This window comes from Salinicola acroporae, from assembly GCF_003206615.1.
Taxonomy (GTDB): domain Bacteria; phylum Pseudomonadota; class Gammaproteobacteria; order Pseudomonadales; family Halomonadaceae; genus Salinicola; species Salinicola acroporae.
Window position 1 is genome coordinate 110,613 of the sequence record NZ_PZJW01000008.1, and the last position, 19,442, is coordinate 130,054.

Sequence of the window (19,442 nt, forward strand, 5' to 3'; positions counted from 1 at the left end):
TGGCGGATCCGGGACGATCAGGTGGTGTCGCGATCAATGATCTCGAAGCCGACATCCTGGGATCGGCCCGCGCGCTCGAACGTCGGCTGGGCCATCCGCTGGAGCAGGTGCTCGGCCGCGCGCAGGCCGATGGCGGCGCCGTCGATACGCACGGTGCTCAGCGCCGGAAAGCTGGCACCCGCATAGCTGCTGTCGCCGAATCCCATGATCGCCAGTCGATCCGGCACCGCCAGCCCGCGGCTCTGCGCTTCCGCCAGCACCCCCAGGGCAAGGATATCGGAACTGCAGACGATCGCATCGAGCGAATGGCTATCGAGCAACTCGGCGCCCATGTCTCGCCCCCAGGGCATGCTCGAGGGCGTGCCGACCTCGCGCAGCTGATAGGTGCCCTTGCCCGCGCTCTCGAGCCCGGCAACGAACCCGGCGACGCGTCGCCTGCCGCGGGAATCGTCCGCACTGATGAGTCCGAACCGGCGATAGCCGCGTGCCAGCAGGTGCTCGGCCACGGCACGCCCCACCGCTTCATGGGAAAACCCGACCAGCATGTCCACCGGGTCGTCGCTCATGTCCCAGATCTCGACCAGCGGCACCTTGGCCGACAGGAGTCGCTGACGCGTCAGCGCCGAATGACAGCAGCCGGTCAGCACGATTCCGTCGGGACGGCGGCTCAGCACGGTCTCGAGAATCGTCTCCTCCTGTTCCGGCGTATAGCCGGTCAAGCCCAGCAGTACCTGATAACCTTGCGGGGCCAGGACGCCCATCACCGTCTGTACCACCTCGGCGAACAGCGAGTGCGCCACCGTCGGCACCAGCAGCGCCACCAGCCGGCTGCGGCTCGACGCCAGTGCGCCGGCGACCCGGTTGGGCACGTAGCCGGTCTCCAGTACCGCCCGCTGCACCCGCAACCGCGTGCTCTCGCTGACCAGTTCCGGCCGATTGAGGGCCCGCGACACGGTCATTGGCGCGACGCCCGCCACCCGCGCCACGTCGGTCAGACGTGCGCTGCCGGTGGAGCGGGAGGAGCGCCCTCTGGTACGGCTATCGTCCATGGCTGTCATGACTCATTCGGCGGCCTATCGACTCGGTGGGTGACACGGGGTTGTCTCGACAGCCAATAGAAGCTGGAGAACCCGCTGCGCCGCTCGCGCCTCAAGCATACGGTGGCCCGACGAAAACCCTCGAGGTGGCGCAACCCGCCGCCCAGACATCGGCTTCGAGCAGCGCGATGCCGGCGGTCGGAAAGGCGATGCCGGCGCCAGGGGAGCCCTCGACCAGCCGCCCGACCAATGCGCCGACCAGCGGCATATGGCTGACGATGATCAAGGGTCGAGACACCTCGCGTCCCGTCAGTCGTTCGACGAGGGCATCGACATCATCATCCGGCGTTATCGTGTCCACGGTCTCAAGGTCGCAACGCGTCGCCTCGACCACAGCCTGCGCCGTCTGCTGGGCGCGATCATACGGGCTGGCCCAGACCATCGCCCCTTGCAGCTCGGGACGAGCGGCCAGCCACCGTCCGGCGCCCCGTGCCTCGCGCTCGCCACGTGGGGTCAATCGGCGCTCCCGGTCAGGATGCCCGGGCCCCGCCTCGCCATGCCGGACCACCGCCAGCCAACCCATCAATCGTTGTCCGGCGCGAGGTCGTGAGCGCGGGAGACCGCCTCTCGCGACAGCATGAACTCGACGTCGCTGCTCTGCTCGCTCTCCATCAGCGCCTTGGCCATGTCCTTGGCCGGAATGCCGCCGAACATGACCTGATGGAGCCCTTGGGCCAGCGGCATGTAGATATCCTCCTGGCGGGCTTTCTCGCAGACCAGCTTGACCGTATTGACGCCTTCCGCTACCTGGCCGAGCACTTCGATGGCGGAGTCGAGATCGTGTCCCTGGCCCAGGGCATAGCCGACCCGGTAGTTGCGCGACAGCTCGGATGAACAGGTCACGATCAGGTCGCCGACCCCGGAAAGCCCCAGAAAGGTCATCGGATTGGCGCCGAGGGCCACCGCAAAGCGGCTCATCTCGGCCAGCGCCCGGGTCATCAACATGCTGCGCGTATTCTCGCCCATGCCCAGCGCCGCCGCCATGCCCGCGGCGATGGCGTAGATGTTCTTGAGCGAGCCCCCGAGCTCCGCGCCGTAGCGATCGTTGCCCGCGTAGACTCTAAAGTAACTGCAGCCCAGCGCCGCCTGGACATAGGCCCGCGTCACCGGGTCGTCGCTCGCGATCACCGTGGCCGTGAGATGCTTCTGAGCGATTTCCGCAGCCAGGTTGGGACCGGACAATGCCCCGATATGCGACGAGCCGGTCTCCTCCTCGATCACCTGGCTCATCAGCTTGAAACCGTCGGCCTCGATCCCCTTGGTCGTACTGACCAGGATCTGCTCCGGTCTCAGGTGCGGGCGCACCTGCTGAAGCACTTGGCGGAACGCCTTGGAGGGGATCGCGATGAACACCACGGCGGCCTCGGCGACAGTGGTCGCCAGATCGGTGGAGGCCACCACTGCCGGATTGACCGGATAGTCCGGCAGATAGCGGCCATTCCGGTGTTCGCGGTTGATCTGATCGACCAGGGCCTCGTCGCGCAGCCATTGACGAACCTCGGCGCCATTGTCGGCGGCGATGCTGGCGATGGCGGTACCGAAGCTGCCCCCGCCGAGTACCGCGACCTGCATGCGTTGTTCTGACCCGTGCTTGTCTGACATGGTCGTTCCATTGACGATGAGCGATACCCACAGTGTAACGAAAAAACGCCCCGAAAACGGGGCGTTGCTCTTGCCAGATCCGCGCTATCGGCAACACGTCGCGATCACCAAGCTTGGCACCAGAACTGCCGGGGCTCGGCTCGAGGCCTGCAACTGCCTGCGTGAACTGGCACGCCAGCCGATTTTCAACGCCGCATGGGCGAGCACGGCACTTTTCAGACAGTACCTAGTCGATCATCCCGACCAGCGAGTCGATGCTGGCGCGGGCGTCCCCGTAGAGCATGCGTGTGTTGTCCTTGAAGAACAGTGGATTCTCGATACCGGAGTAGCCGGTGCCCTGGCCTCGCTTGCACACGAACACCTGCTTCGACTCCCATACTTTCAACACCGGCATGCCGGCGATGGGGCTCGCGGGATCTTCCTGCGCCGCCGGATTGACGATGTCGTTGGAGCCGATGACGATCACCACGTCGGTGGTGGCGAAATCGTCATTGATCTCGTCCATCTCCAGCACGATGTCGTAGGGCACCCGGGCCTCCGCCAGCAGCACGTTCATGTGCCCCGGCAGGCGGCCGGCGACGGGATGGATACCGAAACGCACCTCCTTGCCCGCCGCCCGCAGCTTGCGCACCAGATCGCTCACCGCGTTCTGGGCCTGGGCCACGGCCATGCCGTAACCGGGGACGATGATCACGCTGTCGGCATCGTTGAGCGCGCTCGCCACCCCACCGGTGTCGATGGCGATCTGCTCGCCCTCGATCTCCGCGGCCGGCCCCTGGGTCCCGCCGAAGCCACCCAGGATCACGCTAACGAAGTTGCGGTTCATCGCCTTGCACATGATGTAGGAGAGAATCGCGCCGGAAGAACCGACCAGGGCGCCAGTGACGATCAGCAGATCGTTGGAAAGGGTAAAACCGATCGCCGCCGCCGCCCAGCCGGAGTAGCTGTTGAGCATCGATACCACCACCGGCATGTCGGCGCCGCCGATGCCCATGATCAGATGCCAGCCGATGAAGAACGCCAGCGCCGCCAGCAGCAACAGCGTCCAGAAACCGGCGCCGTTGAAATAGGCAATGGCCAGCAGCAGGCACAGCGCTACCGCGCCGGCGTTGAGCAGATGCCCGCCGGGCAGCTTGCGCGGCTTGCCGCCGATCCTGCCGGCCAGCTTGCCGAACGCCACCACCGAGCCAGTAAACGTCACCGCACCGATGAACACGCCCAGCACCACCTCGCCCTGCAGGAAGGCGAGTTCCGCTGGCGTCTTGTGGGCCAGGGTCGCGGCGAACGCCGACAACCCATCGAAGGAGACGCCAGCGGCCTTGATCGCCATGACCCGGGCGCGCTCCAGCTCGGCATTCCAGCCGATGAACACCGCCGCCAGCCCGACGAAGCTGTGCAGTGCCGCCACCAGTTGCGGCATTTCGGTCATCTCGACCTTGCGTGACAGCCAGGCGCCGACCAGGCCGCCGACCAGCATCATCGGGATCATCCAGCCGTAGCCGCCGATCAGTGGTCCCAGGGCGGTGAAGAACACCGCGATCGCCATCCCGACGATGCCATACCAGACCGCCCGCTTGGCTTTCTCCTGATTGCTCAATCCGCCCAGGGAGAGGATGAACAGGACACTCGCCGCGATCGCCGCGGCGGAAACGAACTCGTGTTGCAACATTGCCTTTCTCTCCGCGGGTCAGGATTTCTGGAACATGGCGAGCATGCGACGGGTCACCAGGAAGCCACCGACGATGTTGATCGACGCGATCAGCACCGAGACGGCCGCCAGCAGCGCCACCAGCCCACTGCCGGAGCCGATCTGCATGATCGCGCCCAGGATGACGATGCCGGAGATGGCATTGGTCACCGCCATCAACGGCGTATGCAGCGAGTGGCTGACGTTCCAGATCACCTGGAACCCGACGAAGCAGGCCAGGACGAAGACGATGAAGTGCTGCATGAATGACGCCGGCGCGACCATCCCCAGCAACCACATCAGCACGCCACCGGCGACGAGGATGCCGATCTGGCGCTTGCTCTGGGCCAGGAATGCGGCGTGCTCGGCCGCCTTCTTCTCCTCCGGTGTCGGCTCCTTGACCTTGGGCTTGGGCTTGGCAGCCGCGATCGCCTTGACCTTGGGTGGGGGCGGCGGAAAGGTGACTTCACCGGCGTGGGTCACCGTGGCCCCGCGAATGACGTCATCCTCCATGTCATGGACGATGACGCCATCCTTCTCCGGCGTCAGATCGGTCAGCATGTGGCGAATGTTGGTGGCGTAAAGCAGCGATGCCTGGGTCGCCATGCGCGAGGGGAAATCCGTGTAACCGACCACGATCACGCCGTTGTCGGTGACGATGCGCTCGTCGGGTACGGTCAGGTCGCAGTTGCCGCCCTTCTCGGCGGCCAGGTCGACGATCACCGAACCGGGCTTCATCAGCGCGACCATCTCCTCGAGCCACAGCTTGGGCGCCGGCCGGCCCGGGATCAGCGCGGTGGTAATGACAATGTCCACTTCCGGTGCCTGCTCGCGGAACAGCGCCAGCTGCTTGTCGCGAAACTCGGGGCTGGAAGGTGCCGCATACCCGCCGCTGCCCGCGCCATCCTGACCATCCTCGAAGTCGAGGAACAGGAACTCGGCGCCCATCGACTCGATCTGCTCGGCGACTTCCGGGCGCACATCGAAGGCGCGCACCACCGCACCCAGGCTGGTAGCGGTACCGATCGCCGCCAGGCCGGCGACGCCGGCGCCGACGATCAGCACCTTGGCTGGCGGCACCTTGCCCGCCGCCGTCACCTGGCCGGTGAAGAAGCGCCCGAACTGATTGCCGGCTTCGATCACGGCACGATAGCCGGCAATATTGGCGGTGCTGGAGAGCGCGTCCATCTTCTGGGCACGCGAAATCCGCGGCACCATGTCCATGGCGACCACCGTCGCGCCCTTGGCGCGGCAACGCTCGAGATTCTCCTCGTTCTGCGCCGGCCAGAAGAACGTGATCAGCGTCTGCCCTTCCCTTAGCCGCTCGGTCTCCTCGGCCAGAGGCTCGCGCACCTTGATCACCACCTCGGCTTCACGCCACAGGGCAGCAGCGTCTTCCACCACGCTGACGCCGGCATCGCGATACGCCTCGTCACTGAAACCGGCCAGCACTCCGGCACCGCTCTCGATCAGGCACTCATGCCCCAGTTTCTGTATCTGCTGCGCGCTTTCGGGCGTCAGCGCCACCCGCGCCTCTCCCCTGGCGAGCTCCTTCGGCGCCCCAATTTTCATTCTTCGCTCTCCCGATGGTCAGCCATGTGTCGAGATTCCTTTTTCGTGTATCGCTCAACGATTCCCGATGATCGGTTCGCCGATAACGCTGCGACCCAGTGTCCGACAGCGATGGATCAGGCAGAGAAAGCAACGATCACCGAGGGCGAGCGATGTGGACAGGTACGACAGTTTTCCGGCAAGAATGGAGGCGAATCAAGCAATTAGGAGAAAAACCAACCCGATCAATATTTTATGGCAGGCATAATGAATGCGTTATGTTTAAAACTGCCAACAACCATTTGTTTTCAATATTAAAAAATGAACGTCATCTTTTCGTTATCCAACTTATAACGAATGACTTATCGCCGAGAATACCGGTGGAAACCACCGGTATCTGGCCATCAGGACGAACAGGAAAGGCATACCGGTGGCGCGCTGGCCGCCGGTGCCTCGGCCCAGATCTCCATGCCGGGTCGACGATTGAACGGTGATGACAGCAGCTCGCGAAACGTGGCGAGCGGACGAGTGTCGCCCTCCTCCGCTGCTTCGATCACCTGTTGCGCCAGATGGGTGCGCAGGACATAGAGCGGATTGACGCGCCGCATCGCTGCCAGACGCTCCGTCTCCCCGCGATGCTCGCAAGCCAGGCGCTGATGGTAGCGCTCGAGCCAGGCACCGAGCGCGGGGCTGTCGACCTCCTCGGCCAGAGAGAGGCCACCGACCACATCCCGGTCGCTCAGTGCGCGAAAACTGCGATGGAAATCGGCGCGCGAGCGCTCGAGCAGGTCGAGCCATTCGTCGATCAGTTCGCCGTCGATCTCCTGCTCGGTCTCGAGCCCGAGACGCCCCCGCATCAGGATGGCGTAGGCTGCCTGCAACGTGGGCTCGTAGCTGTCGAGTATTTCACGCAGCCGCGCTACTTCGATCAATGGCGTCAGTGATTGCCCCAATACGGTCAGGTTCCACAACGCCACGCCCGGCTGCTGATCGAAGGCATAGCGGCCCGAGGCATCGGTGTGGTTGGGGGTCAGGTCGGACACGAACCGATCCATGAACGCGTAGGGACCGTAGTCCAGCGTCAACCCCAGAATCGACATGTTGTCGGTGTTCATCACAGCGTGCACGAAGCCATATGCCTGCCAGCGGGCGACCAGTTCGGCGGTGCGGGTAACCACGTCCTGGAACAGCGCTTCCAACGGTGCCTCCTCCTGGGCCAGGTCGGAGCGGTGGCGATCGATCACGTGGCGCATCAGTCGCTCGAGATCCTCTACGCGCTGCTGCTGGTAAAGCCATTCGAAGTGACCGAACCGGACGTGACTCTCGGCCAGCCGCAGCAGGGTCGCGCCCGGTTCGACACGCTCGCGCATGACCTTCTCGCCATTGATGGCGACCGCCAACGCCTGGGTAGTGGGAATCTTGAGCCCGGTCATCGCCTCCCCGGCCAGATACTCGCGGATCGAGGAGCGCAGCACCGCGCGGCCATCGCCGAAGCGCGAGTAGGGTGTCTGGCCGGCTCCCTTGAGATGCAGGTCGATCGGGCCCTGTGGCGTCATCGCCTCGCCCAGCAGCAGCCCGCGGCCATCGCCGAGCGCCGGATTGTAGGTGCCGAACTGGTGGCCGGTGTATTTCTGGGCCAGTGGCTCCATGCCGTCCAGCAGGCGCTCGCCGCTCATCAGGGCAGTCAACCGATCCCGATCGATATCGTCCACCTCCAGCCCCAGCCGCGCAGCACCCGCCGGGCTGATGTCGAGCAGCCGAGTGTCGCGCCAGGGGGTCGGGGTCACACGGCTGAAGAAGTCCTGGGGAAAGCGAGACCAGACATTGTCGAAGGTCAGTGACTCGAGGGATGTCGCGCTGGCCATGGCGGCCTCCTCGGGTTGGCGGGGATTGGCTGTAGTCTAGCCCAAATGAGCGGTCACACACGAACCGGCGCTACCCGGCCATCTCGCCGGTAGCGCTCGCGAGGACCGGTTCGAGTCGGGGACCCGACCTGACGAATCAGGCCGGGCTGCCTGCCGCGAAGGGACCGTCGATGCCGTGATCCCGGATCAGGTCACCGTTGGTGCGCAACAGCGACAATAGCTGCTGCTGATAGTTGGGTGACGTCGAGTAGTTGTGCAGCTTGCCGATCAGCCGCTCGGCCGAGATCGAGCGGCCGCTCGTGGCCAGAACCATGCGCTCCTGGCGCAATTGGGCATAGGCGCGGTGGGTGTTCAGGTTGTGAAGATAGGCACGGACGCCGTCACGCACGCTATCGAACATCTGGAAGCGCCGCGAGGTGCCGTTCTGGGCAATGCCGCAGCCGGCCGAGAAGCAGCGCATACCGAACAGATTGTTGCTCTCGCGGGCGATGCGCGAGGTTCCCCATCCGGACTCCTCGACGGCCTGGATTACGACCATCTCGAGCGGAATGGTGTTGACCCGGCTGAGCAGATCCTGGCTTACCTGGCCCGGCTCGCAGGTCACCCCGTAAGCGTCGCACAATCGCGCCAGTCGCGCCTTCTCGTCGTCGCGCAGCGGATTGACACGGGTGCTGGCCGCGAACAGCCAGTTGCGGTCGCTCTGAATGCGGGCGTTCTCGGCCTGCACCAAGGGGACCAGCATGCTCAGGAAAGCCGCCTTGCGCTTCGGACCCGCCTTGATCTCGCCCAGATCCGGAAGTTCACTCACCGGATCCAGCGCCGGGGGCTGAACGCGAGACGTGAGGGTCGATACGGTTTGCGGGGGCGACTGAGGGGTTTTTGAGAGCGGTTCGCCATGAGCCGCTATCGAAAACGTTGCAGTGCCGAGTGTGATCCCCAGTCCTACGATGGCCGCGGCAGCGTGCTGCGACAGCCTCCGGCGGCTGCGTCGACGAGGGTCGACAGGGGAAGATTCAGGCAAACACGACAAAAAGGAACGCGACATGCTCGCTCCTCCATTGGAAAGAAGCCGGCAGGTTACCAGCAATTGACTGCAAACTTGAGGAAAAAAGGTGCAATTAGCCCGTTTTCAGTAAAAGAATGGCCGACCACGAGGGCCGGCCATGACACGCTGAATGCGCGATGCCCGATATCGATCAGGCACTTAGCAGCAGGTTGAGACGCTTGACGTAGGCCGCCGGATCGTCGAGGTGACCACCCTCGGCGATGACCGCCTGATCAAGCAGGATATGGGCCAGATCGTCGAAATTGCCCCCCTCGGTACGTTCGAGACGCGACACGAGGGCGTGTTCCGGATTGAGCTCGAGGATAGGTTTCACTTCCGGCAGCGGCTGGCCGGCGGCCTCCATCATGCGACGCATCTGGAAGCCCATCTCGTGCTCCGGCAGGACCACGCAGGCCGGCGAGTCAGTCAGACGATGGGTGACCCGCACGGCCTGAACGTTATCGCCCAGTACCTCCTTGACTCGCTTGACCAGCTCCTCCTTCGACTTGGCCGTCTCTTCCTGTGCCTGCTTCTCGGCTTCGTCGGCCATGTCGTCGAGCTCCAGATCGCCCTTGGCGACGTCGGCAAACGACTTGCCGTCGAACTCGGTCAGATGGCTCATCAGCCACTCATCGATGCGATCGTGCAGCAGCAGAACCTCGATTCCCTTCTTGCGGAAGATCTCCAGGTGCGGGCTGTGGCTGGCCGCGTTGAAGCCGTCCGCGACGATGTAATAGATCTTCTTCTGCCCCTCCTTCATGCGCTCGACGTAATCCGCCAGCGACTGATCCTGCGTCGCGCCGTCGGTATGGGTGGTCGTGAAGCGCAGCAGCCCCGAGATCTTGTCGCGGTTGGCGTAATCCTCCGCCGGACCTTCCTTCAGCACGTCGCCGAAGGTGTTCCAGAAGGTCTGATAGGCCTCCTTGTCCTTCGACAGCTTCTTGAGCATATCCAAGGCACGCTTGGTCAATGCCGACTTCATCGAGTCGACCTGCGGCGATTTCTGCAGCAGCTCGCGGGAGACATTCAACGGCAGATCGCGGGAATCCAGCACGCCCTTGACGAAGCGCAGATAGAGCGGCAGGAACGCCTCGGCATCATCCATGATGAAGACGCGCTGGACGTAGAGCTTGAGCCCGCGCACGCCATCACGCTGGTAGAGATCGAACGGGGCACGCTCCGGCACGTAGAGCAGGCTGGTGTACTCGAGCTTGCCTTCGACCTTGTTGTGGCTCCAGGTCAGGGGGTCGCTGAAATCGTGGGCGATATGCTTGTAGAAGGCCTTGTATTCGTCGTCGCCGATCTCGGCCTTGGGTCGCACCCATAGCGCGGTCGCCTCGTTGACGGTCTCCCAGCTGACGGTCTCGCTGCCTTCGATCTCGTTGCCCTCTTCGTCGCGGGCCTTCTCGACCTTGGGCATGCGTACCGGCACATCGATGTGGTCCGAGTACTTGCGAACCAGGTTCTTGAGCCGGAAATCGTCGGCGAACTCCTTGGCGTCGTCCTTCAGGTGAAGCACGATCTCGGTACCGCGCTGGGGGTAGTCGATGTCGGCGATGGTGAACTCGCCCTCACCTCTCGAGCGCCACTCGACCCCCTGATCGCTGTCGGCACGGCGCGTGCGCACGACCATCTCGTCGGCGACGATGAAACCGGAATAGAAGCCGACACCGAACTGGCCAATCAACTTGGCATCTTTCTGCTTTTCGCCGGAGAGCTGCTTGAGGAAGTCCGCGGTCCCGCTCTTGGCGATCGTCCCCAGGTTCTTGATCACCTCGTCGCGGTTCATGCCGATACCGGTATCGCGCACGGTCACCGTGCCCGCCTCGGCGTCGTGCTCGATCTCGACGCGCAGCTCGGCATCGCCGGCGTAGAGCCCGTCGTTCTCCAGCGCCTCATAGCGCAGCTTGTCGCAGGCGTCCGCCGAGTTGGAAATCAGCTCACGCAGGAAAATCTCCCGGTTGGAGTAGAGGGAGTGAATCATCAAATGGAGAAGCTGCTTGACCTCGGTCTGAAAGCCTAGCGTTTCTTCTTGAGTCGCGGTGGTCATTGATTGCCTCTTGACGGTTTTTCGTAATGAAGACGAAACGGGAAATAAAGACGAACGAAATTGGGTGCTCAGCGATATGGGGCTGGCCAGCTCCATTTCAAGCCAGGCCCGCGGGGAGCACGTTCAGTCGACCACGACCTCGTCGTCGTCGATGCCCTTCCAGCGGCGATAGTCGCCCATCGCCCGGTCGACCCGCGTCAGCAACCAGCCGACGATGAAGACGTCATCGACGAGCCCGATGATCATCAGGAAATCGGGGATCAGGTCCAGCGGCGACACCAGATAGACCAGTGCCAGCGCCATCCACCCGAAAGCCGCCCATGGGATGGGGCGGTAGCGTCCACGAAAGACATCCATGCTCATGGGTCCGAAGACGCGAAATGCGCGTCCGATCCGGGCCAAGGCGCCGCCACGCTGTCTGAGGCGGGAGAGCTGGGTCACGAAACGCCAGGGATTCATGGTCGAACCTCTAGTGATGGATTGGGGGAGAAGGCGCGATCGCCGTCACTTGACCCTGTAGATGGTCACGATTCGACCAGGATTCAACGTTGGCGTTGTGAAACGGGGCTACCCAAGTCGCTCCCCATCGGCGACGATGGTCGCCATGAGTCGACCCGGTCCTGGCGGACGGCCTGGCCATTGCGCCACGTCTTACATCGGCGCAGCCAGTACGGCTGCGCTGGCGAAGCTGTCGTCGACCGCCCGATCAGACCTGACGCGTTCGACGACGAGTGCGCTTTGAAAAAGAGAGAGACCCAATGCCCGCATTGCCCATTCGCAGACGTTGGTTCAGTTGGTGCCTGGCCGGCGCCATGGGCTTGAGCACCGGTGCCCAAGCCGTCGTGGCGTCGCCCGACGTCACCACCCATGACGACCGGATCATGAAACAGGCGCTGGATGCCGCCCGCGACCGGCGCTGGGACGATATCGACCAAGCCGCCATCCAGAACCATGTACTGGCCGGATACGTGGAGTACCACCGGCTTCGCGCCCGGCTCTCCACCGCATCGGCGGCGGAGGTCAATGACTTCATCGTTCGCCATGGCGACTCCCCGCTGGCGGACTGGATGCGCGGCGCCGCCCAGACCCGCTTCGGCCAGTTGGGACGCTTCGACGACCTGCTGGCGATCAGCGATGGCGAACCCTCCGCCACCATCCGTCAGTGCTACTACTACACCGCGCTTCTCGACCGCGATCCGGCCGAGGCTTCGGCGGGCGGGGAGAAGCTGTGGCACGTGGGCGCCTCCCAGCCCGAGGCCTGCGACACCCTGTTCTCGACGCTTCAGCAGCGCGGCGTGCTGACCGACGAGGACACCTGGGAGCGCATGATGCTGGCGTGGGAGAACGGCGAGGACGGGCTGGTCACCTACCTCGAGCGCGGTCTGGACGACAGCTGGCAGCGCGCCATCGACAGCTTCGATAGCGTCCGCGGCAATTACGCCGGGGTCACCCGGGTTCCACTGGACCTGGGGCCCGATGGCGAGGCCAGTGGCGCCCTGATCGCCGCCGCCATGCATGGGCTGACGCGCGCCGATACCGAAGCCTCGCTGGAGGCCTGGCGCAAGATCGCCCCCCATGTCTCGCTCAACGAGGAGCGGCGTCATCGGATCGAACACGACTTGGCGTTCTACTCCATGGTTCGTGACGTCGACAACAATCAGGGCTGGGTCGACACGACGCTGCCACGTCTCGCGGACGCCGACCTGATCGAGCTGCGCATTCGCAATGCGGTCACCGAAGGCAATTGGCCCAATGTCGCGCGCTGGAGCGAGGCGCTCCCGCCCGACGTGCGGGCGGAGGCCCACTGGCAGTACTGGCTCGGACGCGCCAGCGAGGCGATGGGAGACGAGGCCAAGGCGCGCCAGGCGTACCAGCTGGCCGCTCAGGACCGCAGCTTTTTCGGCTTTGCCGCCGCCGATCGCCTGGGGCAGCCCTATCAACTGCAGATGGCCAATACCCAGGTCTCGACGCTACAGCAGGAACTGACGGGCATGCTGCCGGTGGTGAAGCGCACCGAGGCGCTGATGCGCATCGGCGAAGAGGGCCTGGCGCGCAGCGAGTGGTACACCGCCGCCGCTCGCGACACACCGGACCAGGCCGAGGCGCTGGCCGATTACGCGATTCGCCAGGGCTGGTTCGGCATGGCGATACAGACCACCATTGCCGCGAAACAGTGGGACGCCCTGCCCTGGCGCTTTCCGGCGGCCTACCGCGACTCGTTCATCAAGTGGGGCGAGGTCAATCAGGTCGATCCCTACCTGCTGATGGGCATCGCCAGGCGCGAGAGCGCCTTCAATCCGCAGGCGACATCTCCGGTGGGAGCGCGCGGCCTGATGCAGCTGATGCCGGGTACCGCCGACCATGTCGCCCGCAATCTCGGTATCAGCGCCCCTACCACTTCGGAGCTGTTCGAGCCCCAGATCAACATCCGCCTGGGCAGCACCTACATCCATTCGATGCTGGAGCGCTACCGCGGCAACCGGATCGCGGCGACGGCGGCCTACAACGCCGGCCCCCAGCGCGTGGATCGATGGCTGACCAGCGCACCGCGCGAGTTCGACCGCTTCGTCGAGAGCATTCCTTTCCGGGAGACCCGGGATTACGTGCAGGCCGTGCTGGCCTACCGGGTCATCTTCGAGAGCCTGGCCAAACAGGGCGATACCCAGGGCGTCGCCATGCTCTCCCAGGCCGAGCGCCAGGGGAATTACGATCCCACCCTGATCGCCCGAAACTGACTCGGTCCCAATCGGCTAGACGCGACGCCCCGCCCGTACGGAAATAGAGTGCCAGTTCCGGGCGTACGGGGCGATTCGGGTCGAACGGGCCAGGGGCGGGGCGCGAACCGATCAGATCAGCCAGAGCCCGATGCCGATGCCCCCGGCCACGGTGATGGCGAGGCCGATCAGCATCATCAATCCGTCCCCGGCGGTCAGGCCGAGCGCCATGATGACGATCGCCAGTGCGGGGATGGCAGCGGCGAACGGCAGCAACTCCAATGGCATCATCCCGAGCCCCAGCACCACCATCAGCAGCGCCAGCAGGCGCTGGGTCACATCTCCCATCAGCCAGGACAGCCTAGGCGCGAGGAATCGATCGATTCTCCGCGTCCAGGGCCTGACGCGTTGGGTGACGCGATGCCACCGTTCGTGACTGATGCCGCGTTCGGCCAGGGTGCCCGGTAGCCACGGGCTCCTGCGCCCGAAGACCAGCTGGATCGCCATCAGCGCAATGAAAATGCCACAGAGACTCGGCACCCCTGGCACGCCACCGGTGGGCAGCAATGCAATCAGCGCCGGCAGCAACACCACGGGGCCGAATCCCCGGGCATTGAAGGTATCGACGATATCCTGCAGCGTTATCGTCTCATCCTCGACCTGATCGTCGAGCGTCTCGAGAATATCGGTGAGCTTCATTCGCTCCGACATACGTCACCTCCCTGTAACGTCATGGTCATTGTCCTGGTAAACGGACTCGCGAACGACGCGGTCAAAGGCCGCGACGGGCATGCTTCAACGAGATCTGATCGTTGAGCGTCCAGAAGTCGTAGAGAACGCCGATCAGGAACAAGCCCCCGGTCAACAGATAGATCAATCCGGTGATCCACTTCCCCATGTACATCCGATGAATGCCGAAGACCCCCAGGAATGTCAGCAGGATCCACGCCAGGGTGTAGCTGGTCGGGCCAGCCCGGAAGCGCAAGTCCGCCTGGCGGTCCATGCTCGGGATCAGGAACAGGTCGATCAGCCAGCCGATCCCGAACAGCCCCAGCGTCAAAAACCAGATCGTGCCGGTGACGGGCTTGCCGTAGTAGAAACGGTGGGCTCCGGTGAACCCGAAGATCCACAGCAGATACCCGATGACCTTGCTGTGCGTGTCGTTGAGACTCAAACCGTGTTGTGCCACGCGCGTTGCTCCTGACTCGTTCAATGTGTGAAAACCGCTGGCCGGCGCCGGCTTGCCGCGCTGACGCGCCCCGCGAGCAGCGGGCGACAGCTTACCCAAGGTCGCCGGCCCGATACATAGTGGCGTTTCGAGACGCTGGCCCGGCCGCCACACCTGGGCCGCAATACCTGCTGCGCCCGCGACGCTCGGCAGACGTACCCGCTACGGCTGACGGTAAACCCCGAGCATTCCTCGCCGGCAACGGCGTCCGTCAGGGCGAGCGTGACCGTTTTCTGTCAATCTTCTTAAAAAGGGTTAATAAAACCATACCGTGTGACGCGATCAGCCCGGAAAAAAGGCGTTGGCAGGCTGTAGACGCGCATAAATTTTCCATCTATGGTTTGTGAGCGGGGCATGGGAAACGATGCTACCAAAGTCAAGCCCTCAGACGCTTGACGAGGTATATCCCCCAATGCAACATCCGTTGCGTAGGTTTGCAGGTAGAATGTCGTCAGTTGTTAGTCGATCTCGTCCAACTCCTAGTGCGCATTCCCCCCTAGTCTGACCACGCATTTCGGGCATCCCCCGGGAGGCTCGGGTACATCACTATGCAAGTTAAGGATATCGACAATGGCAACTGGCACTGTCAAATGGTTTAACGACACCAAAGGCTACGGTTTCATCTCCCCGGATGACGGCGGCGATGATCTGTTCGCGCACTTCTCCGAAATTCAGGCAGAAGGCTTCAAAACTCTGCAGGACGGCCAGAAGGTTACCTTCGACGTCACTCAGGGCAAGAAAGGCCTTCAGGCCGCCAATATCAAGGTCGCTGGCTAAAACCGGCCAAAGGTTCCAAACGCAGGGATCGATTCCCAGCGTTTCACCGCCTTGAGCAAAGCCCACCGGATGGTGGGCTTTTTAGTGGCCGCGACGCAAAGCCCGCAAGCGCTCTGCCCGCCGCCTCTCAGGGTTCGCCGATATCCTCGTGCCAGACCTCCGGATGGGCGGCGATGAACCGCGACATCAACTCCCGGCACACCGGATCGTCGAGGACCTCGACCACCACGCCACGCTCCCTGAGTAACGCTTCTTCGCCCATGAAGGTTCGATTCTCGCCAACGATGATCCTGGGTATGCCGTAGAGCAGGATTGCGCCGCTGCACATCGAGCATGGCGACAGCGTCGTGTAGAGCGTCGAATCCCGATAGACAGAAGCCGGGAGGCGGCCGGCATTCTCCAAGGCATCCATCTCGCCATGGAGAATGGCACTCCCTCTCTGCTGGCGCTGATTGTGCCCTAGCCCGATGATCTCACCCCGGTGGACCAGGACGGATCCGATCGGCACGCCACCCTCGTCGAGACTACGCCTCGCCTGTTCGACCGCTGCCTGCATGAAGTCATCCACGTCGCGCTCTCCTCTAGCACGTTGATCGGGTTGTGACGCCTTCCCGTGGCGAGCCGGCGTCAACCGGCACGACGCAGCAAGGGGCAGTCTTCAGGAACCACCAGCGGCAAAGCCTCGCGATCGAGCGAGGCGCGGAAGTGCTCGTACCGGCGTGGCTCACCATCGAGATTGAGAGGGAAAGCGCCGTCGCTATCGAACTCGACCCATGGCACGCGAAGGTAGCGCACGAACTCCCCATCCTGCGGGAGGTTCTCGAGTTCGTCGATGATGCGCTTCAGCTCACCCAGCGAATTGAAGTGACGCACGAACAGCAGCTCGAGCAGGCCATCGTCCAATCTCGCGGAAGGCGCAAGACGCTGTCCACCGCCGGCCTGGCAGCCGTTACCAATGGCCAGCATGAAGAGCGGAACCCGCGCTTCTCCCTCCGGCCAGCGCATGTGACCTTCGAAGGGCTGGTAATTCCACGCTTTCAACATGCCCATCAACGAATAGGCGCCGCCGCCCAATAGTCTCTTCAATCCTACCGGTGTGGAAGTCGTGATCTCGGCACCGAACCCGCCGGACGCCACATTGGCGAAGGCCTCGTCATCGAGCTTGCCGACATCCACCTGCCGGATGCTGCCGATCAGGGCCAGCTTCAAGGCGTCACGCGGCCCCATCGGCAGGTTCAGGCCGTGGGCGAAGTCGTTGGCACTGCCCAACGGCAGGATGCCCAGTGCCGGACGAAGCTCCGGAGGCTGCCGCATCAGTCCGACGACGATCTCGTTGATCGAACCGTCGCCACCGCCAGCGATGATTCTCGAAGCGCCGCCTGCTACCGCGGCATCCACCAGCCAGACGCCATCGCCGCCCTCCCAGGTGACCCGAACCTGGAGATCGTGACCTTGACGGCGCAGCTCCTCGACCGCATCGCGGATCTCGGGCTGCTGAGCCGATTTACCATTGAGTATCAACCATGTGCTTTCCTTGCCATGACTGGCCATACCTGTCTCGTCCTTTCCCGGGGCCGGTCGATTCATCTCGGCCGTGCCGTGAAACCTCGCGCTGTCGATACGACGAACCTGCTCATTTTAGCGCGTTGGCGCCACACCGATATTCGACATGTTAAACCTCGCGCCAACGCAGCGGCGTCCCGCTCCCCGCCGGCTCTCCCGACGGCGGGGCAAGCCCTCGACACCGATCGGGTCACTCGCCGGCGGCGGTGTCCGCCAATCCCCTTCCGATCGCCCACAACGCCAAACCGCCACCACAACATATCAGTGCCAACGACGTCTGCGGTGCCAGCGGCGTGATCAGCAACAGCGTTGCCAGAGATGCGCCACCCCCCAGTTGGATGGCGCCCAGCAGTGCCGCCGCCGTCCCGGCCCGCTGTGGGAACGGTTCCAGCGCCAGGCTCGCCGCCGCCCCCAGCACCATCGAGAACCCCACCGACAACAGCGCCACGGGGCCCATGAAGGTAACCACGGAAACCGGCAGTCCCCAGTACAGGCCAGCGATCAGGGCGCCCCCGCCCACCACGACGACCAGTCCACGCTGCACGGTCGGCCTGCGACCCCAGCGTGCCATCAACCGGGGCACGACGAAGAACGCCACGGTACTGACTAGGGCATTGCCACCAAACCAGAGGCTGAAGACCCACTCCGGCTGCCGCAGCCGGTCCATCATCACCACTGGCGCTGCCGACACATAGACCAGAATGGCGGCCATCATCGTGCTGACGAGGATGGCATAGTAGAGAAACCGCCGATGGAACAGTACCGGGCGATAACGCGACCAGCGATAGAGACGCCGTTCGATCGGCGTGTCATGGGGCCGTGTCTCCCCGAATCGCCAGCAGGCTCCCAACCACAGCAGTCCCGCGAACCCGGTCATGAAGGCAAAGTTGCTCCGCCAACCCAGCCACACCGTCAGCACCCCGCCCAGTACCGGCGCCAGTGAGGGCACCAGCGTCAGCGAACCGTTGAGATAGCTGTAGAGCTTGGCTCCTTCGATGGGCGTGTAGCTGTCACGCACCGCCGCAAAAGCCACCGTGACGGAAGCGCAGGCGCCGAATCCCTGAAGCACGCGGGAACCGTAGAGCATCTCTATCGACATGGCCGACATGCCGATCAACGCCGCGACCATGTAGATGGCGGCGCCCCCCAGCAGCACGGGGCGGCGACCGAAACGGTCTGTCAGCGGGCCAACCATGAGCTGCCCGACACCGACGCTCATCAGGAACAGAGTGATGGTCAACTGCATCGCCGCGTAGGAGCGCTCGAATTCCGTCGCCATCGCGGTCAATGCAGGCAGATAGATGTCGATCGCCAGTGGCGACAGCATGACCGCGCCCATCAATATCCAGAAAGCCGGACGTCCTTGTTGCTGCATGACTGCCTCACCACCATTCAGGAGCGCCTACTCTATCGACTGACGGGGGAATGACAACCATTCTCGATGTCAATCCCCCGTTGGAGAGAGCTGGAACTCCAACAGCCGCTCATGGTCACGAAGATCGGCGGCCAGTGGCGGGATGTACTTGCGGTCATGCGTGCGCAACATCATGCGGTACTCGAACTGCCGGCCATCGTCGCGCGTCCGGTAGCTCAGGCTCTCGACCCTGAATCGGTGAGACGCCATCAGGTCATGGATCTGCGTTTCGGACATCACGCTACCACTGTCGAAACGCAGGATGCAGCGGGCAAAGATCCGACTCGGCATACGCCCCTCCACCACCCGGAAAAGGGAAAGCGTCAGCAAGGTGACCGCTGTCGCCACCACGGCCGGAAACAGAAAACCAATGCCATAGAGGATGCCCAGCGTGGATGTGACCCAGATCGAGGCGGCCGTGGTCAGTCCCCGGACCGTCAATCCCTCCTTGAAGATCACGCCGGCACCCAGGAACCCGATACCGGTCATGATCCCTTGAGCCATCCGGGTGGGGTCGGTGCGAACAGTCGCTTCCGGAACGTTGGTGCCCAGCCACTGCCACTGGTAGACCGTGACCATCATCAGCAGTGCCGACGACACGCAGACCAGCGCATGGGTGCGAAAGCCCGCCGGCCGGCCATGAAAGGTCCGCTCCAGCCCGATCAGGCTACCCGCCAGCCAGGCCAACCCCAAGTGAATCAACATTGTCCAGGACTCTGGCGACATACTTGGCTATCTCCCTGTCGTGTTTACGACTATCGTTCAAGCATAGCGCCTGTGAACGGCCACCGCAGAAGCCTCGGCGGTGTCTTCCGTGCCCGCGCCTTGCCACTTTCCAGCCATCGAGGA

17 protein-coding genes are annotated in these 19,442 nt (G+C 63.7%); 2 read left to right on the plus strand and 15 right to left on the minus strand.

From position 1 onward, the window contains the following. Positions 1 to 17 precede the first annotated feature (17 nt). The 9 genes from DOM54_RS14440 to DOM54_RS14480 form a co-directional block, all read right to left on the minus strand. Entirely contained in the window at positions 18 to 1,058 is a 1,041-nt protein-coding gene (locus DOM54_RS14440; RefSeq protein WP_110717014.1) for a LacI family DNA-binding transcriptional regulator, read from the minus strand. A 91-nt stretch (positions 1,059 to 1,149) separates the two neighbouring features. Then, the gene (gene sixA / locus DOM54_RS14445) at positions 1,150 to 1,620 is read right to left on the minus strand and encodes a phosphohistidine phosphatase SixA (protein WP_110717015.1); all 471 of its coding nucleotides are present in this window, start codon (positions 1,618 to 1,620) and stop codon (positions 1,150 to 1,152) included. Then, on the minus strand, positions 1,620 to 2,699 hold the full coding sequence (locus DOM54_RS14450) for an NAD(P)H-dependent glycerol-3-phosphate dehydrogenase (protein ID WP_240613918.1): 1,080 nt from the start codon (positions 2,697 to 2,699) through the stop codon (positions 1,620 to 1,622). The genes sixA and DOM54_RS14450 overlap by 1 nt, the downstream gene beginning before the upstream one ends. Before the next feature lie 226 nt (positions 2,700 to 2,925). Then, positions 2,926 to 4,368, minus strand: coding sequence for an NAD(P)(+) transhydrogenase (Re/Si-specific) subunit beta (locus DOM54_RS14455; RefSeq protein WP_110717017.1), 1,443 nt, complete (start codon positions 4,366 to 4,368; stop codon positions 2,926 to 2,928). Positions 4,369 to 4,386: 18 nt separating this feature from the next. Next, positions 4,387 to 5,958 carry a Re/Si-specific NAD(P)(+) transhydrogenase subunit alpha gene (locus DOM54_RS14460; RefSeq protein WP_110717018.1) on the minus strand — a complete coding sequence of 524 codons (1,572 nt, stop codon included), beginning with the start codon at positions 5,956 to 5,958 and terminating at the stop codon, positions 4,387 to 4,389. 383 nt (positions 5,959 to 6,341) lie between these two features. Further along, positions 6,342 to 7,802 (minus strand): protein adenylyltransferase SelO, encoded by a 1,461-nt coding sequence (locus DOM54_RS14465; RefSeq protein ID WP_110717019.1) that lies wholly within the window; start codon positions 7,800 to 7,802, stop codon positions 6,342 to 6,344. A gap of 136 nt (positions 7,803 to 7,938) precedes the next feature. Beyond that, on the minus strand, positions 7,939 to 8,610 hold the full coding sequence (locus DOM54_RS14470) for a glucosaminidase domain-containing protein (protein ID WP_240613919.1): 672 nt from the start codon (positions 8,608 to 8,610) through the stop codon (positions 7,939 to 7,941). Between the two features lie 388 nt (positions 8,611 to 8,998). Further along, positions 8,999 to 10,897 carry a molecular chaperone HtpG gene (htpG, locus tag DOM54_RS14475; RefSeq protein WP_110717021.1) on the minus strand — a complete coding sequence of 633 codons (1,899 nt, stop codon included), beginning with the start codon at positions 10,895 to 10,897 and terminating at the stop codon, positions 8,999 to 9,001. A 123-nt stretch (positions 10,898 to 11,020) separates the two neighbouring features. Beyond that, complete coding sequence (locus DOM54_RS14480) at positions 11,021 to 11,356, minus strand: YkvA family protein (protein WP_240613920.1); 336 nt, start codon at positions 11,354 to 11,356, stop codon at positions 11,021 to 11,023. A 299-nt stretch (positions 11,357 to 11,655) separates the two neighbouring features. Here DOM54_RS14480 and DOM54_RS14485 point away from each other — a divergent pair, with 299 nt between their 5' ends. Continuing rightward, complete coding sequence (locus DOM54_RS14485) at positions 11,656 to 13,632, plus strand: transglycosylase SLT domain-containing protein (protein ID WP_110717022.1); 1,977 nt, start codon at positions 11,656 to 11,658, stop codon at positions 13,630 to 13,632. Between the two features lie 111 nt (positions 13,633 to 13,743). On the opposite strand, the gene DOM54_RS14490 is transcribed toward DOM54_RS14485, so the two are convergent. Both DOM54_RS14490 and DOM54_RS14495 read right to left on the minus strand, forming a co-directional pair. Next, positions 13,744 to 14,322 carry an exopolysaccharide biosynthesis protein gene (locus DOM54_RS14490; protein WP_110717023.1) on the minus strand — a complete coding sequence of 193 codons (579 nt, stop codon included), beginning with the start codon at positions 14,320 to 14,322 and terminating at the stop codon, positions 13,744 to 13,746. Between the two features lie 61 nt (positions 14,323 to 14,383). After that, a complete protein-coding gene (locus DOM54_RS14495; protein WP_206019118.1) occupies positions 14,384 to 14,800 on the minus strand; it encodes an NINE protein in 417 nt (138 codons plus the stop codon). 609 nt (positions 14,801 to 15,409) lie between these two features. Here DOM54_RS14495 and DOM54_RS14500 point away from each other — a divergent pair. Beyond that, the gene (locus tag DOM54_RS14500; protein ID WP_110600936.1) at positions 15,410 to 15,616 is read left to right on the plus strand and encodes a cold-shock protein; all 207 of its coding nucleotides are present in this window, start codon (positions 15,410 to 15,412) and stop codon (positions 15,614 to 15,616) included. A 127-nt stretch (positions 15,617 to 15,743) separates the two neighbouring features. On the opposite strand, the gene DOM54_RS14505 is transcribed toward DOM54_RS14500, so the two are convergent. The 4 genes from DOM54_RS14505 to DOM54_RS14520 all read right to left on the minus strand — a co-directional run bounded on the left by DOM54_RS14505 (position 15,744) and on the right by DOM54_RS14520 (position 19,298). Then, positions 15,744 to 16,184, minus strand: coding sequence for a nucleoside deaminase (locus DOM54_RS14505; RefSeq protein WP_110717025.1), 441 nt, complete (start codon positions 16,182 to 16,184; stop codon positions 15,744 to 15,746). A 59-nt stretch (positions 16,185 to 16,243) separates the two neighbouring features. Further along, positions 16,244 to 17,167: a lipid kinase YegS gene (gene yegS / locus DOM54_RS14510; protein ID WP_110717026.1), complete on the minus strand. Its 924-nt coding sequence runs from the start codon at positions 17,165 to 17,167 to the stop codon at positions 16,244 to 16,246. A gap of 202 nt (positions 17,168 to 17,369) precedes the next feature. Next, entirely contained in the window at positions 17,370 to 18,554 is a 1,185-nt protein-coding gene (locus DOM54_RS14515) for a multidrug effflux MFS transporter (protein WP_206019119.1), read from the minus strand. Between the two features lie 69 nt (positions 18,555 to 18,623). Continuing rightward, a complete protein-coding gene (locus tag DOM54_RS14520; RefSeq protein WP_240613921.1) occupies positions 18,624 to 19,298 on the minus strand; it encodes an MgtC/SapB family protein in 675 nt (224 codons plus the stop codon). Positions 19,299 to 19,442: the final 144 nt, after the last annotated feature.

Bases quoted from the DNA above. Each gene is read 5' to 3' on its own strand.
- DOM54_RS14440 (WP_110717014.1), bottom strand. From the start codon at position 1,058: ATGACAGCCATGGACGATAGCCGTACCAGAGGGCGCTCCTCCCGCTCC.
- sixA (WP_110717015.1), bottom strand. From the start codon at position 1,620: ATGGGTTGGCTGGCGGTGGTCCGGCATGGCGAGGCGGGGCCCGGGCAT.
- DOM54_RS14450 (WP_240613918.1), bottom strand. From the start codon at position 2,699: ATGTCAGACAAGCACGGGTCAGAACAACGCATGCAGGTCGCGGTACTC.
- DOM54_RS14455 (WP_110717017.1), bottom strand. From the start codon at position 4,368: ATGTTGCAACACGAGTTCGTTTCCGCCGCGGCGATCGCGGCGAGTGTC.
- DOM54_RS14460 (WP_110717018.1), bottom strand. From the start codon at position 5,958: ATGAAAATTGGGGCGCCGAAGGAGCTCGCCAGGGGAGAGGCGCGGGTG.
- DOM54_RS14465 (WP_110717019.1), bottom strand. From the start codon at position 7,802: ATGGCCAGCGCGACATCCCTCGAGTCACTGACCTTCGACAATGTCTGG.
- htpG (WP_110717021.1), bottom strand. From the start codon at position 10,897: ATGACCACCGCGACTCAAGAAGAAACGCTAGGCTTTCAGACCGAGGTC.
- DOM54_RS14480 (WP_240613920.1), bottom strand. From the start codon at position 11,356: ATGAATCCCTGGCGTTTCGTGACCCAGCTCTCCCGCCTCAGACAGCGT.
- DOM54_RS14485 (WP_110717022.1), top strand. From the start codon at position 11,656: ATGCCCGCATTGCCCATTCGCAGACGTTGGTTCAGTTGGTGCCTGGCC.
- DOM54_RS14490 (WP_110717023.1), bottom strand. From the start codon at position 14,322: ATGTCGGAGCGAATGAAGCTCACCGATATTCTCGAGACGCTCGACGAT.
- DOM54_RS14500 (WP_110600936.1), top strand. From the start codon at position 15,410: ATGGCAACTGGCACTGTCAAATGGTTTAACGACACCAAAGGCTACGGT.
- yegS (WP_110717026.1), bottom strand. From the start codon at position 17,167: ATGGCCAGTCATGGCAAGGAAAGCACATGGTTGATACTCAATGGTAAA.
- DOM54_RS14515 (WP_206019119.1), bottom strand. From the start codon at position 18,554: ATGCAGCAACAAGGACGTCCGGCTTTCTGGATATTGATGGGCGCGGTC.
- DOM54_RS14520 (WP_240613921.1), bottom strand. From the start codon at position 19,298: ATGTTGATTCACTTGGGGTTGGCCTGGCTGGCGGGTAGCCTGATCGGG.